The following is a 13,866-nucleotide window of genomic DNA, read 5'->3' on the forward strand; positions in this document are numbered from 1 at the left end:
GGTTCAGTATAATTTTAAGTAGATTAGAAACAAGCACGTTTACGTTTGTGACGTTATCGTGCTATTTTTATAAAGTCAGAATTGTGGGTGAATGCCTACATTAATTGATTAAAGGGTGTGGGGAAATGCCTGACGATAAAATTTATTCGGCAGTTGATATTATGGAATTGGTGCAGACGTACATGAATCAAGAACATGTTGCGTTTGTTAAACGTGCACTGGATTTTGCAACCTACGTGCATCGTAATCAATTCCGCCAATCGGGTGAGCCTTACATTATTCATCCGATTCAGGTGGCAGCGATTTTAGCAGAGTTGAAAATGGATCCTGAGACGGTGGCCTCAGGCTTTTTGCATGATGTGGTAGAAGATACCAATATTACGTTAGGCGACTTAAATGAGCTGTTTGGGAAAGATGTTGCGGTGATCGTGGATGGCGTGACTAAATTAAGCAAGATCCAGTACGTCGCACACAAAGACGAACTGGCTGAAAACCATCGGAAGATGATTTTAGCCATGGCAAAGGATTTGCGTGTGGTGATGGTTAAGTTAGCCGATCGGTTGCACAATATGCGTACGCTGAAACACCTACGGCCTGAAAAGCAACGGCGGATCGCAAACGAAACTTTGGAGATTTACGCCCCGTTGGCGGATCGATTAGGGATCAGTCAATTTAAATGGGAACTTGAAGATATTGCGTTACGTTATTTAAACCCACAACAATATTATCGGATCGTTCATTTAATGAACTCGAAACGGACCCAACGGCAAGCGTACATTAATGAAGCAATCGATAAAATTGAAGTGGCACTTAAGGAATTTCATATTAAATATGAGATCTATGGTCGCCCAAAGCATATTTACTCTATTTATAAAAAAATGCGTGATAAGCATAAGCAATTTGAAGAAATTTATGACTTGCTTGCCATTCGTGTGATCGTAGATTCAATTAAGGATTGTTACGCCGTTTTAGGGGCGATCCATACCAAATGGAAGCCAATGCCAGGCCGGTTTAAAGACTATATTGCGATGCCTAAAGCCAATATGTACCAATCGTTGCATACCACTGTGATTGGACCCCAAGGGCGGCCGTTGGAAATTCAGATTCGAACGGAAGAAATGCATCAAGTGGCTGAATATGGGGTTGCCGCACATTGGGCCTACAAAGAAGGCAAACGGGATGAAGTGAAGTATGACTCGAATGGACATAAAATCGACATGTTCCGAGAAATTTTGGAATTAGGGGATGAAACGTCTAACGCAGCCGACTTTATGGAAGGCGTTAAAGGCGACATTTTTTCAGACCGGGTTTATGTGTTCACCCCTAAAGGCGATGTTTACGAGTTATCCAAAGGTTCTGGACCACTTGATTTTGCCTATACCATTCATACAGAGGTCGGTAATAAAACGGTGGGTGCCAAGGTCAATGGCAAAATTGTGCCTTTAAATTATCAGCTTAAAAATGGTGATATTGTTGATATTTTAACGTCACCGAATTCAACCCCTAGCCGTGATTGGATCAATTTAGTAAATACCAGCAAAGCGCGTAATAAGATCAAACGCTTCTTTAAACAGGCGGATCGCGAACAAAATATTGAAAAAGGCCGCGATATGTTAGAGCGTCAGTTAACGGACATGGGCTTTTTACCAAAAGACTTTTTAAGTCGCAATGTGTTACAAAAATCTTTAAATCGTTTTAATTTTAATACTGAAGAAGAGCTGTTAGCGGCGGTGGGCTATGGTGAATTGTCACCACTGATTGTCAGCAATCGGTTGACTGAAAAGGCGCGTAAAGAACGTGAAAAAGCGGCACAAGCGCAACAGGCCAAAGAAGTGCTGGTTGAAAAAACCACCACGCCTGTTAAAGCCAAGAATCACCCTAAGGAAGCTCCTGCACCGTTAAAAATCAAACATGAAGGCGGCGTGGTGATTCAGGGTGTTGATAATTTACTGGTCCATTTAAGCAAATGTTGTAATCCAGTACCTGGTGATAAAATTGTCGGTTATGTGACCAAAGGTCGTGGGGTATCCATTCATCGTGCTGATTGTCCGAATGTGTTAGGCGCCAGTGATACTGTGAACCGGCTCATTGATGTGGCTTGGGAAGATACCGCTAATCGTGGAACAAGTTATGATACTGACTTAGAAATTTACGGTTATAATCGTTCGAGCCTCTTGACAGACGTGTTACAGACGTTAAATGCACAAACAAAAAATTTAACGTCTGTTAGTGGTAAAGTGGATCACGATAATATGGCGACTATTCACGTTACCGTTGCGATTTTAAACTTAAGCCACTTAACCCGCTTGATCGATAGTATTAAAAATATTCCAGATGTTTATAGTGTTAAACGGGCTGGGGAATAAGGGAGTCTTTTAAATGCGAGTGGTATTACAACGTGTTGCTGCTGCCCAAGTCGCAATTGACCATCAAATCGTCGGTCAAATTAAAAAAGGGTATTTGTTGCTGGTGGCATTTGCGGATCAGGATACTGAAGCTGATTTAGATTTTTATGTTCATAAAATCGCTAATTTGCGGGTATTTGAAGATGAAAATGGCAAAATGAACTTAAACATTCAACAAGTATCCGGTGCCATCTTATCGGTATCACAGTTTACGCTGTATGCGGATACACAACACGGTAATCGCCCTGGTTTTAGCCAAGCAGGGGCGCCTGCTTTTGCAGAACAATGTTACCAAAGCTTTAATCAAAAACTTGCTGCCACTGGATTACCGGTTGCAACTGGTCATTTTGGTGCTGATATGCAAGTTAGTCTGGTCAATGATGGACCTGTGACGATTATTTTTGATTCTGCACAACGTTAGAAAATGATTTACAGAGTTTTCAAAAAACGGTATGCTTAAAAGTGCGCAGTGTCGCAATGAATTATGTTTTTGAAAAGGAAGTGGCAAGTACGTGTATTTAGGTGTGGTCTGGGATTTTGATGGAACGTTGTATGATACTTATACGGCCATTATGAAAGCTTTAACGCAAACATTACAAGAGATCAATGTCACCTTTGATCGACAAGAACTTTATCGAACAATCAAAGAAGGGTCAGTGCATGGTGTATTGGAAAAATACGCTGCACAGCAACAACTTGCTGCACCAGCATTAGTTGCACATTATCACGACATAGAGCAACAATATCAAAGCGCACCACAACCATTACCCAGTGCGCTTGAGGCATGTCAAGCTGTTGTGGCAGCTGGCGGCCAAAATTTCTTGCTGACCCATCGCGACCGGTCAGCGCTTGCTTATTTAAAAAATGATGGCTTATTGGATTTATTTACGGACTTTGTAACGAGTGATCAGGCGTTTAAACGTAAACCGGATCCAGAATCATTAAATTATTTAGTCGATAAGTATGATTTGCCTCGCGCCCAAACGCTAATGGTTGGGGATCGTTTGCTTGATGTACAAGCAGGCATTAATGCCGGGGTCAAAACCTGTTTTTATGATATTGATGGGTTCCATAATGTGTCACAGGCAACCATTACAATTCAGCAGCTTTCTGATTTAATTCCTTATTTTCAGAATACAAAATAAGATTACGAAACAATCAATAAGATATGTTATAATCACAAGGGTTTTGTTTGCTAATATCTGGAGGCATTCTTTTGGAAAAAGAAAATAAGGCTTGGCTTGATGTCTTGAAAATTGCGATGCCGCTGTGTTTAAGCTATATTCCGATTGGGTTAGCTTGTGGGATTTTATTGCATACATCTGGCTTTAATATTTTATTAACGGGACTTGTTTCGATTTTAGTCTTTTCTGGTGGGGCACAATTTTTGCTAGCGTCAATGCTAGCAATTCACGCACCAATGTTACAGGTGCTGATTATGTTGTTATTCCTGGAATTGCGGTATGCGCTTTTATCGGCGAGTTTATCACCATACCTACGTAAAGAACCGTTAGGATTTTTAATTTATTTTGCAAGTTCAATGAATGACGAAAACTATGCGATCAATTATTTAAAATTTGCAACTGATAAAAAGTGGAATGGCCATAAAGCCGTTATGGTGAACCATTATTCGCTGTTGTTTTGGACGGTTAGTAATATGGTGGGGTCAACGATCGGTAACTTGATTCATTTTAATGTCAGTATCGTCAACTTTACGCTTGCTGCGTTGTTTGGCTACATGTTGGTCATGCAGATCAAAAACTGGTTATCTGTACTGGTATCATTGGGATCCGGTATTTTAGCTGTTATTTTGATGTTGCTGTTAAAGAGCACCATGGGCTTAGTCATTGCAACCTTGGTTGCGTCATTTGCCGGCTTTTTGGTTGAACACGCCTTAGAGGGGAAAAAGAAGCCATTCTTACTCACGAGTATTCGACTGCGACGTCGGGGACAAATGAAGGGAATGGCGAAGGAGGATGATCAGGATTAATGTCGACCACTAAGGATTATATCATTCTGATTATCCTCGCGGCGCTGGTTGCCTTTACACCGCGTGTGATTCCATTACTTTATTTCTCAAAGCGTCAGATTCCAAAATGGTTTGATGAATGGATGAAGTATATTCCAGCGGCACTATTTACCGCTTTGATTGCGAAAGATGTTTTTATTACATCAAAAAGCACTTACAATTTTGACAATCAGCCAGAAATCATTTCAACAATTATTGTATTTTTCGTTGCGGCGAAAACAAAATCAATGGGGGTTACGGTGGTTGCTGGGTTAATTTCAATTTTAACACTGGCCTATTTATTTTAGGCATTCCAGAAGGACAGCAGATTGCTAGTCCTTTTTTTGGTGGCCGCAAAAAAAACGCCTTGATGATCAGGCGTTTCAGAAAGCTTATTTGAAATAGCTTGCTAAGCCGGTGTAAACCGCATTTGCTACTTTGGTACGATAGGCTTGACTCTTAATATAGTGATAATCTTGATTATCGTTAATGTAGCCTAATTCTAGTAAAACAGCTGGCCGCTTGTTGGTACGAATGACTTGGAAGTTGCCAAATTCAACGCCACGGCGCTTGATCGGTAATGATTTTAAAGCGCGGTTGATATTTTTAGCCAGTTTCAAATCGCGACTCTTATGGTAGTAATAGGTGGTGACGCCACTTGCCTCATTGTCTTGATTGCTTGAATCAAAATGAAGACTAATAAAAGCGTCAGCCTTGACTTTTTGTGCTAATTTCGGTCGTGCTTTTAAGCTGACGTAGCGGTCACGAGAACGGGTTAGAATGACCCGCGCCCCAGCTTTGCGTAACCGCTTCGCAATGGCATTGGCCATTTTTAAAGTGTATGTTTTTTCATAGGTCTTTTTATTGGAAATGGCGCCAGAATCATTACCACCATGCCCAGGATCGAGGACAATTGTGGCTTCAGCAATGCTGGTGATCTTTTTTTGTTGTGCCGTTTGGTTTGTGAGGTCAACGACCCAATTGGCAATGTAACCCGTGGTACCGTTTTGAGATTTTACTTTATACCAATTACCGTGGGTCGCCAGGTAGGTAAGCTTTGCCCCATTTTTAAGCTTTTCAGCAATTGTACCGCTGACAGAAGGGGTATCACGTAAATTAGCTTTTTCGGAAGCCACGGTCATTTCTTTGATGGTTGAATCAACCACATCTTGGGTATTCGCCACGGTTTGATCAATTGTAATGGTGTTACTTGGGACCCAAGCTACCGTTTTTTTAAACAAGACCTGCGACCAGCCGCCTTGCTGGTAAACAATGGTGACAGCGTCACCAGCCGTTAAGGTTCCCAGTGTTTGGCTATTACGACGTGGATTGAGGTAGGCATAGATGGTTTCATGCATCGTGCCTTTTTGATTGGTGGATGTTCCAATTTCAGTATTGTGTAATAACCAGCTGGCCACCCAACCGATTTTGTCATTGTCTAAGCGAACTTGATACCAGTCATTTTTACTGGTGATCACGTGAATCTTTTCGCCACGTTTTAATTGTGCCATCGTATCGTAAGAAAGGCCAGGACCCATCCGGACATTGACCACATTGGATTCGATCGTAATTGTTTTAGTGGATGTTGCAGCTTGTGCTGAGGGGCTGACCAAGATCAAACTGATCAAAAGAAGCCCGATAAGGATTAATTGAGATTGCCATTGGCTGTATTTTTGCGCCACGTTTGTCACTCCATCTGTTCTAGGTAAATTCATTATAGCAAATTCACGCTTTGAATGGGTGGAATCCTTGTGAAGAGACTTGACTTTCAATATAATTTTCGGTAACGTTAAAACCGAACTCAATAGGAACTGTAGGGAAGTATTTGATCAACGAGAATTGCAAAGAGAGGCAGGCTGCTGAAAACTGCTCAAGGACGTTGATCAAGCGACACTTCTTTAGGTTAGGCATTTGCCTCGCAATCCAGCGTTAGCGGTTGAGTTATATATTAAGGTGGTACCGTGCAATTTGCGCCCTTGTCGTTTGACAGGGGCTTTTTTTCTTGACCACTGAAGGGAGATTGAAAGATGGCTTACCAACGGCCAAAAGGAACTGCAGATATTTTACCAGGAGAATCTGAAAAGTGGCAGTATGTTGAAGCAACAGCTCGTAACGTTTTTAAGAGCTATCACTTTAGCGAAGTCCGCACACCAATGTTTGAAAACTTTGATGTTTTTTCACGTTCTGTTGGCGATACGTCTGATATTGTCACAAAAGAAATGTATGATTTTCACGATAAAGGGGATCGCCACATTGTGTTGCGTCCTGAAGGAACGGCAGGTGTCGTTCGTGCTTACGTGGAAAATAAACTGTATGGTCCAGAACATCCAAAACCAGTTAAAGTCTACTATATGGGCCCAATGTTCCGGTATGAACGGCCACAATCAGGCCGCATGCGTGAATTCCATCAAATTGGGGTTGAGGTCTTTGGTAGTGAACAGGCTGCGGTTGATGTTGAAACAATTGCCATGGCCATGGACTTCTTAAAGCACTGTGGGTTACAAGATTTAAAATTAGTCATTAATAGTTTGGGGAATATTGCCAGTCGGCAAGCTTACCGGCAAGCGTTGATTGATTTCTTGGAACCACATTTTGCTGAATTAAGTCACGATTCACAAGAACGTCTGCACAAAAATCCATTACGGGTTTTGGACAGTAAAGACGAAAAAGATCAAGCCATTGTTGCAGATGCACCTTCGATTTTGGATTATCTAGATGAAGAATCAACGGCACATTTTACAGCTGTGAAACAATTGTTAGGCGATTTAGACATTCCTTATGAAATTGATGCCAACATGGTACGTGGCTTAGATTACTATAATCATACGATTTTTGAGATCATGTCAAACTCGAAGGCCTTTGGCGGCCAATACATGACTGTTTGTGGCGGCGGACGTTACAACGGCTTGGCCAGCGAATTAGGCGGCCCTGAAACACCAGGCTTTGGTTTTGCCATGGGGGTTGAGCGGTTACTGTTGATTATGGACGCTGACAAAGTGGCCATGCCAATTGATCATGCCTTAGACGTTTACTTGGTCAGCATTGGTGATGCTGCGCAACGGGCAAACCTTAAGCTGATCCAGGCAATTCGGCAGGCTGGTTTTACAGCCGAGCGGGATTATTTAGATCGCAAGGCGAAAGGGCAGTTTAAAACGGCAAATCGGTTAAACGCCAAGGTCGTCTTGACCTTAGGGGATAGCGAAGTAGAAAGTGCCACGGCACATCTGAAAAACATGGCCACTGGGGCAGAAATCTCAGTGCCATTTGCGCAGATCACAACAGACTTTAAAGCAGTTTATGAAACGGTATTAGCTGCAGAATAGAGGAGTAGACAAATGGAAATACGGACAACATATGCTGGCTTAGTTGACGAAAAATACGTCGGCCAAGAAGTCACTTTAATGGGCTGGGTTCAAAAACGCCGGAATTTAGGCAATTTGATTTTTATCGACCTCCGCGATCGTGAAGGCATTGTTCAATTGGTCTTCAGTCAAGAATTTGGTCATGATGCGTGGGCAGTTGCGGATTCCATGCGGTCTGAATATGTGATTCAGGCGAAAGGGAAAGTTGCTTTACGGGATGCTGATGCAATCAACCCTAAAATGGCAACTGGTAAAATCGAAGTTGAAATTCACGATGCCGTTATCTTAAATAAGGCGAAAACACCACCATTTTATATTGAAGATGACATTAATGTATCGGCTGACCTACGGATGAAGTATCGTTATTTAGACTTGCGTCGGCCAGAAATGTTAAATGGCTTGCTGATCCGGAATAAGATCACCCAAGCGGCCCATCGTTATTTAGATGAAAATGGTTTTATTGACGTTGAAACGCCGGATTTAACAGCGTCAACGCCTGAAGGTGCACGCGATTACTTAGTACCTTCTCGTGTTTATCCAGGCCATTTTTACGCGTTACCACAATCCCCACAATTGTTTAAGCAGTTGTTAATGGGGGCGGGCTTAGATCGTTATTATCAAATTGCCCGTTGCTTCCGTGATGAAGATTTACGTGGTGATCGCCAACCTGAATTTACCCAAATTGATTTGGAAACCAGCTTCTTATCGGCTGAAGAAATCCAAACGTTAACCGAAGGCTTGTTGAAAGCTGTTATGAAGCAAGCGAAAGGTGTTGACATTACCACACCAATTCCGCGTATTTCTTGGCAAGAAGCACAGGATCGTTTTGGTTCTGATAAGCCAGATATTCGTTTCGGGATGGAATTAACCGACTTATCCGACTTAATGAAGGAGACTGAATTTAAAGTCTTCAGCAAGGCCATTGCGGATGGCGGTCAAGTCAAAGGAATTTGTGTGCCTGGTGCGGCTGAGAAGTATTCGCGTAAGGATATTGATAAGATCCAAGATTATGTCACGCGTTTTGGCGCTAAAGGCTTAGCTTGGTTGAAGATGACGGATGACGGTTATACCGGTCCAATTGCCAAGTTCTTCAAAGGTCAAGAAGACGTCCTAAATGAACGTTTAGGCGCTAAAAGTGGCGATCTGTTGTTATTCGCAGCTGACCGGCGTAAAGTCGTTGCGGATACCTTAGGTTACTTACGTAAGTTCTTTGCGAAAGAATTAGACCTGATCGATCAATCTAAATTTGCCTTTATTTGGGTCGTTGATTGGCCATTATTTGAATACGATGAAGGGATTCATCGCTGGACTGCGGCGCATCATCCATTTACCATGCCAAACGAAGAAGATGTCCATTACTTAGACGAAGGCGAAGATCCACACCAAGCCCATGCGCAAAGCTATGACATCGTCTTAAATGGCTATGAATTAGGTGGCGGTTCGATTCGGATTCATAATCGTGATACCCAAGAAAAGATGTTACGTGCGTTGAACATTACACCAGAGCAGGCAAAACAACGTTTTGGTTGGTTATTAGATGCCTTAGACTTCGGTTTCCCACCACATGGTGGTTTGGCCTTAGGGTTAGATCGCTTTGCCATGTTATTAGCAGGGCGTGATAATATTCGTGATGTCATTGCCTTCCCTAAGAATTCCAAGGCAGGCGATCCATTAACGGATGCCCCAACACGGGTTTCTAACAAACAATTATTAGACCTTGATTTAACAGTTTACAACCCAGATCAAGCATAGTTTGTGCGAAAAAGTCACCTTTAACAGGTGGCTTTTTCGTTCGCACAACAAAAAAGATGCAATTTCACCAAATTATCGTAAAATGAAGCTATCACTGAAATAAGGGGGAATTTAATCATGGAAACAGCAATTTTTGCAGGCGGCTGTTTTTGGTGTATGGTGAAGCCGTTTGATACACAACCAGGAATTGAAAAGGTGGTTTCAGGTTATACCGGTGGCCATGTGCCTAACCCAACCTATGAACAAGTTTGCAGCCATACTACTGGTCATACCGAAGCCGTTCAAATCACGTTTGATCCCGTGATAATGCCTTATGAAAAATTAGTCAGTATTTATTGGCAAGTGGCCGATCCAACGGATGCCATGGGCCAATTTCAAGATCGCGGTGATAACTACCGACCGGTGATTTTTGTGAAAGATGAACAGCAACGGAAAATTGCGGAAGCTTCCAAAAAGGCATTAATTGCCAGTGGTCGTTTTGATAAACCAATTGTGACGCAAATTGAGGCGGTAAAGCCATTTTATCCAGCTGAAGCAGCCCATCAAGATTTCTACAAAAAGCAGCCCGAACGCTTTGCAATGGAAGAAGCGGCTGGTCGAGCAGCGTTTATTAAAAAACACTGGGATGAATAAGGATTTACTTAAAGTCACTTTCAGAAAGCGAGTCTGTGCTATGATAAAAGGACTATTAATGAAAGAGGCTAACAATCATGGATGAATTCCAGCAAATTGCGCGACGACATCAACTGGCCACCCGGGCTTCCACAGCCTTTTTGTATTCAATTTGTGTGTCAGTGGCAATGAACTTTTTCTGGGAACCAGGTAAGATCTATGCATCTGGTATTACTGGTTTTGCGCAGTTACTTGCGACGATCACCAAGCGCTTTTTACCGTTTACGCTGTCAACGCCAATTCTGTTGTTCCTGTTAAATTTGCCACTTTTTGTGTTAGCGTGGCGCCAAATTGGCAAACGATTTACTTTTTTTACGTTTTTAGCCGTTATTTTCTCAAGTATCATGATGAAAGTGATGCCAATCACTGAGTTAACCTTTGACCCGATTATTTGTGCCATCTTTGGTGGTGTGGTCAATGGTTTTGGGACTGGTTTTGCGCTTAAAAATGGCATCTCGACTGGTGGCTTGGACATCATTGGGTTAGTGTTACGCAAAAAAACAGGGCGGAGTATTGGGACGATCAATATCACGTTTAACGTCTTTATTGTCCTGGCAGCCGGCTTTGTTTTTGGTTGGCCGCATGCGTTTTATAGTGCGTTGAGTATCTTTGTAAATGGCAAGGTCATGGATATGGTTTATACGCGGCAACAAAAAATGCAGGTGATGATTGTCACTGACCAACCACGAAATGTGATCGATCACATTCAAAATCGAATGCGCCGCGGTATTACCATTGTGCACGATGCCGAAGGTGCTTACCAACATGATGCTAAGACCATTTTATTTACGGTGATCTCACGTTATGAAATGCATGACTTACAGGTGGCGATGCAAGAATCGGACCCACGCGCGTTTGTTAGCATTTCAGATACGATCAAAATTTTAGGCCATTTTTATGAGCCAACAGTTTAAAGAAATACAAGGAAGTGATGAGATGCTCATTGGGTCACACGTGGGGATGAAAGCACCTAAAATGTTTTTAGGATCGGCGGAAGAAGCTGCTAGCTATGGTGAAAATGTATTTAGCATTTATACTGGCGCCCCTCAAAATACCCGCCGCAAGCCCATTGAAGCTTTAATGATTGCTGCGGGACAAGCCTACATGGCGGAACACGGGTTACAGGCTTTGGTGATCCATGCCCCGTATATCATTAATTTAGGCAATACCAAACGGCCAGATCATTTTGAGTTTGCCGTTGAATTTTTGAAAAAAGAAGTGCTGCGTGCTGAGGCGTTAGGCGCTAAACAGATCGTCTTGCATCCTGGTGCCCATGTTGGCGCCGGTGCAGATGCGGCCATTGCGAATATTGCCAAAGGTTTAAATCAAGTCTTGCGACCGGACCAAACGGTTCAGATCGCTTTGGAAACCATGGCCGGCAAAGGCACTGAAGTCGGGCGCACCTTTGAAGAACTGGCCGCGATTCGGGCACAAGTGGACCTTGTGGATAAACTCAGTGTTTGTTTTGACACTTGCCATGTCAGTGATGCAGGGTATGCAGTGAAGGATGATTTTCAAGGCGTCTTAGCGGAATTTGATCAGACAATTGGCCTGGAACATTTAAAAGTCGTGCACCTCAATGACTCCAAAAATCCGCAAGGAAGTCATAAGGATCGTCACGCTATTTTAGGCCTTGGAACGCTAGGCTTTGATTGTTTAAATGCGGTGGCACATGATAAACAGCTAGCGACAATTCCCAAAATCATGGAAACGCCCTGGTTGACTGCTGATTCAGGTGAAAAATATCCCGTTTATGGAGAAGAAATTAAAATGCTCCAGGCACAACAATTTATGCCAGACTTGTTACAAGCCGTTCGAGAACGTTAAAAAAAGGCCGCCAAATCAATGTGTGATTTGGCGGCCTTTTTGAACGCTAGGCTTTACTATAATTGTCCAGTCCTAAATGTTCCAGGATCAAAGTGGCGGTTTCTTCAATTGAACGATGCGCGGTGTTGATTACATAACAGCCTAATTTAGCATACAAATCATTGGCAAAGCTTAATTCAGCTGTGATCTGTTGTGTATCAGAGTAGGCAGTATCGGGATTTAGGCCATAAGCAATCATGCGTTCACGGCGGAAGTTGTTCAAGACGGAAACGTCAGTGGTCAGCCCAATAATTTTTTGTGGGTCAACTTGCCATAATTGTTCTGGGATATGTGCTGCAGGCACCAAAGGTAAGTTTGCAACTTTTAAATTACGATTGGCCAAGAATAATGACAACGGTGTTTTAGAAGTACGAGAAACACCTAAAAGGACGATGTCAGCTTCTAAGAAGCCTTTTGGGTCTTTCCCATCATCATACATCACCGCAAACTCCATCGCTGAAATACGGTCGAAATAACGGTCATTTAAGCGATGAATGGCACCGGCCTCACCACGGGGCTTTTCTTGTGTTCGTTTTGTAATTTCATCCATAATTGGATTTAACAAGTCGAAACAAGTTAAGTTGTTATCGCTGGCGAATTGGTTGATCTTTTTGGAAAGATCTCCTGTGACCAGGGTATGAATCAAAATCGGTTGTTCGGTCAAGGCTTGTTTCAGCACACTTTCCAGACGTTGATCTGTATTGGTAAAAGGAAAACGATAATAGATTGGATCAACATTCGCATATTGGGCCAAAGCGGCCTTGGTTAAGTTCAATGCAGTTTCGCCAACGGAATCCGAAATAATAAAGAATTTGATTTCTTGTTTAACAGGCATAAGACTCATCCTCTCAGAAGCAATTTTACTTATCATAGCAGAATATCAATAGAAATCCTTGAAAAAAATATTTTTTAATAAGAATATTCAAAATCGATATTGACGCTAGGGAAATGGTTTTGTATAATAAACCTCGAATTGTTTTTGTGTGGAGAAATCTTGCAAAGCGGTTCCATTTTTGAGCTCGGAAGGAGGGATATCATATGGCAAAGACAGTCGTTCGCAAAAACGAGTCTCTTGATGATGCTCTTCGGCGCTTCCGACGCACTGTGTCCAGAAGTGGTACATTGCAAGAATACCGTAAACGTGAATTTTACGAAAAACCAAGCGTCAAACGTAAGTTGAAATCTGAAGCAGCACGGAAACGTAAAAAGTTCTAATTCTGCTAAAAGGATCTGAAAATCAACATGAGTCTGCTTGAAACCTTAAATACTGATTTAAAGACGGCTATGAAAAATCGTGATAAGGCAACTTTAGCAACCGTTCGGATGTTAAAGGCTGCTGTTACCAATGAGCGCATTAAACTTGGCCATGACTTATCAGAACAGGATGAGCTTGCGGTATTAGCCACTGAATTGAAGCAACGTAAAGAATCATTAGTTGAGTTTGAAAAAGCTGATCGTGAGGATTTAGTTGCTGATTTGCAGGGCGAGATTGCAATTGTCCAACATTACTTACCACAACCGTTGAGTGAAGCTGAAGTTCAGGACTTGGTCAACCAAGTCGTTGCTGATACTGGGGCACAATCAACAAAAGATTTTGGTAAAGTGATGAAGGCGCTCATGCCACAGGTTAAGGGTCGCGCTGATGGTTCCTTAGTGAACCGATTAGTAAAAGCTGCTTTAACGAAGTAAAAATAGTGTTGTCTGATTCATTCAGACAACACTATTTTTATGCGCTTGATTGTGACCAGCACCCTGCATAAATTTTAAGGCTGGCTAAGCCGAAAGCTGTTTTTTTGTGAGG

The 13,866-nt window shown here is 42.3% G+C and carries 14 protein-coding genes; 12 read left to right on the top strand and 2 right to left on the bottom strand.

Features of this window, described 5'->3' with window-relative positions:
- Positions 1–125 precede the first annotated feature (125 nt).
- The 5 genes from FC07_RS11185 to FC07_RS11205 all read left to right on the top strand — a co-directional run bounded on the left by FC07_RS11185 (position 126) and on the right by FC07_RS11205 (position 4,721).
- Positions 126–2,366, top strand: coding sequence for a RelA/SpoT family protein (locus FC07_RS11185; RefSeq protein ID WP_057905188.1), 2,241 nt, complete (start codon positions 126–128; stop codon positions 2,364–2,366).
- 13 nt (positions 2,367–2,379) lie between these two features.
- Positions 2,380–2,826, top strand: coding sequence for a D-aminoacyl-tRNA deacylase (gene dtd / locus FC07_RS11190; protein ID WP_057905189.1), 447 nt, complete (start codon positions 2,380–2,382; stop codon positions 2,824–2,826).
- 91 nt (positions 2,827–2,917) lie between these two features.
- On the top strand, positions 2,918–3,550 hold the full coding sequence (locus FC07_RS11195) for an HAD-IA family hydrolase (protein ID WP_083483296.1): 633 nt from the start codon (positions 2,918–2,920) through the stop codon (positions 3,548–3,550).
- A gap of 71 nt (positions 3,551–3,621) precedes the next feature.
- Positions 3,622–4,395, top strand: coding sequence for an AzlC family ABC transporter permease (locus FC07_RS11200; RefSeq protein ID WP_057905190.1), 774 nt, complete (start codon positions 3,622–3,624; stop codon positions 4,393–4,395).
- Entirely contained in the window at positions 4,395–4,721 is a 327-nt protein-coding gene (locus FC07_RS11205) for an AzlD domain-containing protein (RefSeq protein ID WP_057905191.1), read from the top strand. Before FC07_RS11200 ends, FC07_RS11205 begins: the two co-directional genes overlap by 1 nt.
- Positions 4,722–4,805: 84 nt before the next feature.
- Here the strand turns inward: FC07_RS11205 and FC07_RS11210 are convergent, their stop codons facing one another.
- Positions 4,806–6,095: an N-acetylmuramoyl-L-alanine amidase family protein gene (locus FC07_RS11210; RefSeq protein WP_057905192.1), complete on the bottom strand. Its 1,290-nt coding sequence runs from the start codon at positions 6,093–6,095 to the stop codon at positions 4,806–4,808.
- Positions 6,096–6,440: 345 nt separating this feature from the next.
- Here FC07_RS11210 and hisS point away from each other — a divergent pair, with 345 nt between their 5' ends.
- From hisS to FC07_RS11235, 5 genes are all read left to right on the top strand, one after another.
- Positions 6,441–7,736 carry a histidine--tRNA ligase gene (gene hisS, locus FC07_RS11215; RefSeq protein ID WP_057905193.1) on the top strand — a complete coding sequence of 432 codons (1,296 nt, stop codon included), beginning with the start codon at positions 6,441–6,443 and terminating at the stop codon, positions 7,734–7,736.
- Between the two features lie 12 nt (positions 7,737–7,748).
- Positions 7,749–9,527 carry an aspartate--tRNA ligase gene (aspS, locus tag FC07_RS11220; RefSeq protein ID WP_057905194.1) on the top strand — a complete coding sequence of 593 codons (1,779 nt, stop codon included), beginning with the start codon at positions 7,749–7,751 and terminating at the stop codon, positions 9,525–9,527.
- A gap of 117 nt (positions 9,528–9,644) precedes the next feature.
- Positions 9,645–10,160 (top strand): peptide-methionine (S)-S-oxide reductase MsrA, encoded by a 516-nt coding sequence (gene msrA, locus FC07_RS11225; RefSeq protein ID WP_191981093.1) that lies wholly within the window; start codon positions 9,645–9,647, stop codon positions 10,158–10,160.
- A gap of 77 nt (positions 10,161–10,237) precedes the next feature.
- The gene (locus FC07_RS11230; protein WP_057905196.1) at positions 10,238–11,113 is read left to right on the top strand and encodes a YitT family protein; all 876 of its coding nucleotides are present in this window, start codon (positions 10,238–10,240) and stop codon (positions 11,111–11,113) included.
- A gap of 22 nt (positions 11,114–11,135) precedes the next feature.
- Positions 11,136–12,026, top strand: a complete 891-nt coding sequence (locus FC07_RS11235) for a deoxyribonuclease IV (RefSeq protein ID WP_057905197.1) — start codon at positions 11,136–11,138, stop codon at positions 12,024–12,026.
- Positions 12,027–12,072: 46 nt separating this feature from the next.
- Here the strand turns inward: FC07_RS11235 and FC07_RS11240 are convergent, their stop codons facing one another.
- Positions 12,073–12,900: a pyruvate, water dikinase regulatory protein gene (locus FC07_RS11240; RefSeq protein ID WP_057905198.1), complete on the bottom strand. Its 828-nt coding sequence runs from the start codon at positions 12,898–12,900 to the stop codon at positions 12,073–12,075.
- A gap of 203 nt (positions 12,901–13,103) precedes the next feature.
- On the opposite strand from FC07_RS11240, the gene rpsU reads away from it, so the two are divergent.
- Together rpsU and FC07_RS11250 are read left to right on the top strand one after the other, a co-directional pair.
- Positions 13,104–13,280 carry a 30S ribosomal protein S21 gene (gene rpsU, locus FC07_RS11245; protein ID WP_057905199.1) on the top strand — a complete coding sequence of 59 codons (177 nt, stop codon included), beginning with the start codon at positions 13,104–13,106 and terminating at the stop codon, positions 13,278–13,280.
- 27 nt (positions 13,281–13,307) lie between these two features.
- Positions 13,308–13,754 (top strand): GatB/YqeY domain-containing protein, encoded by a 447-nt coding sequence (locus FC07_RS11250; RefSeq protein ID WP_057905200.1) that lies wholly within the window; start codon positions 13,308–13,310, stop codon positions 13,752–13,754.
- Positions 13,755–13,866: the final 112 nt, after the last annotated feature.

Source organism: Loigolactobacillus bifermentans DSM 20003 (assembly GCF_001434575.1).
Classification (GTDB): Bacteria; Bacillota; Bacilli; order Lactobacillales; family Lactobacillaceae; genus Loigolactobacillus; species Loigolactobacillus bifermentans.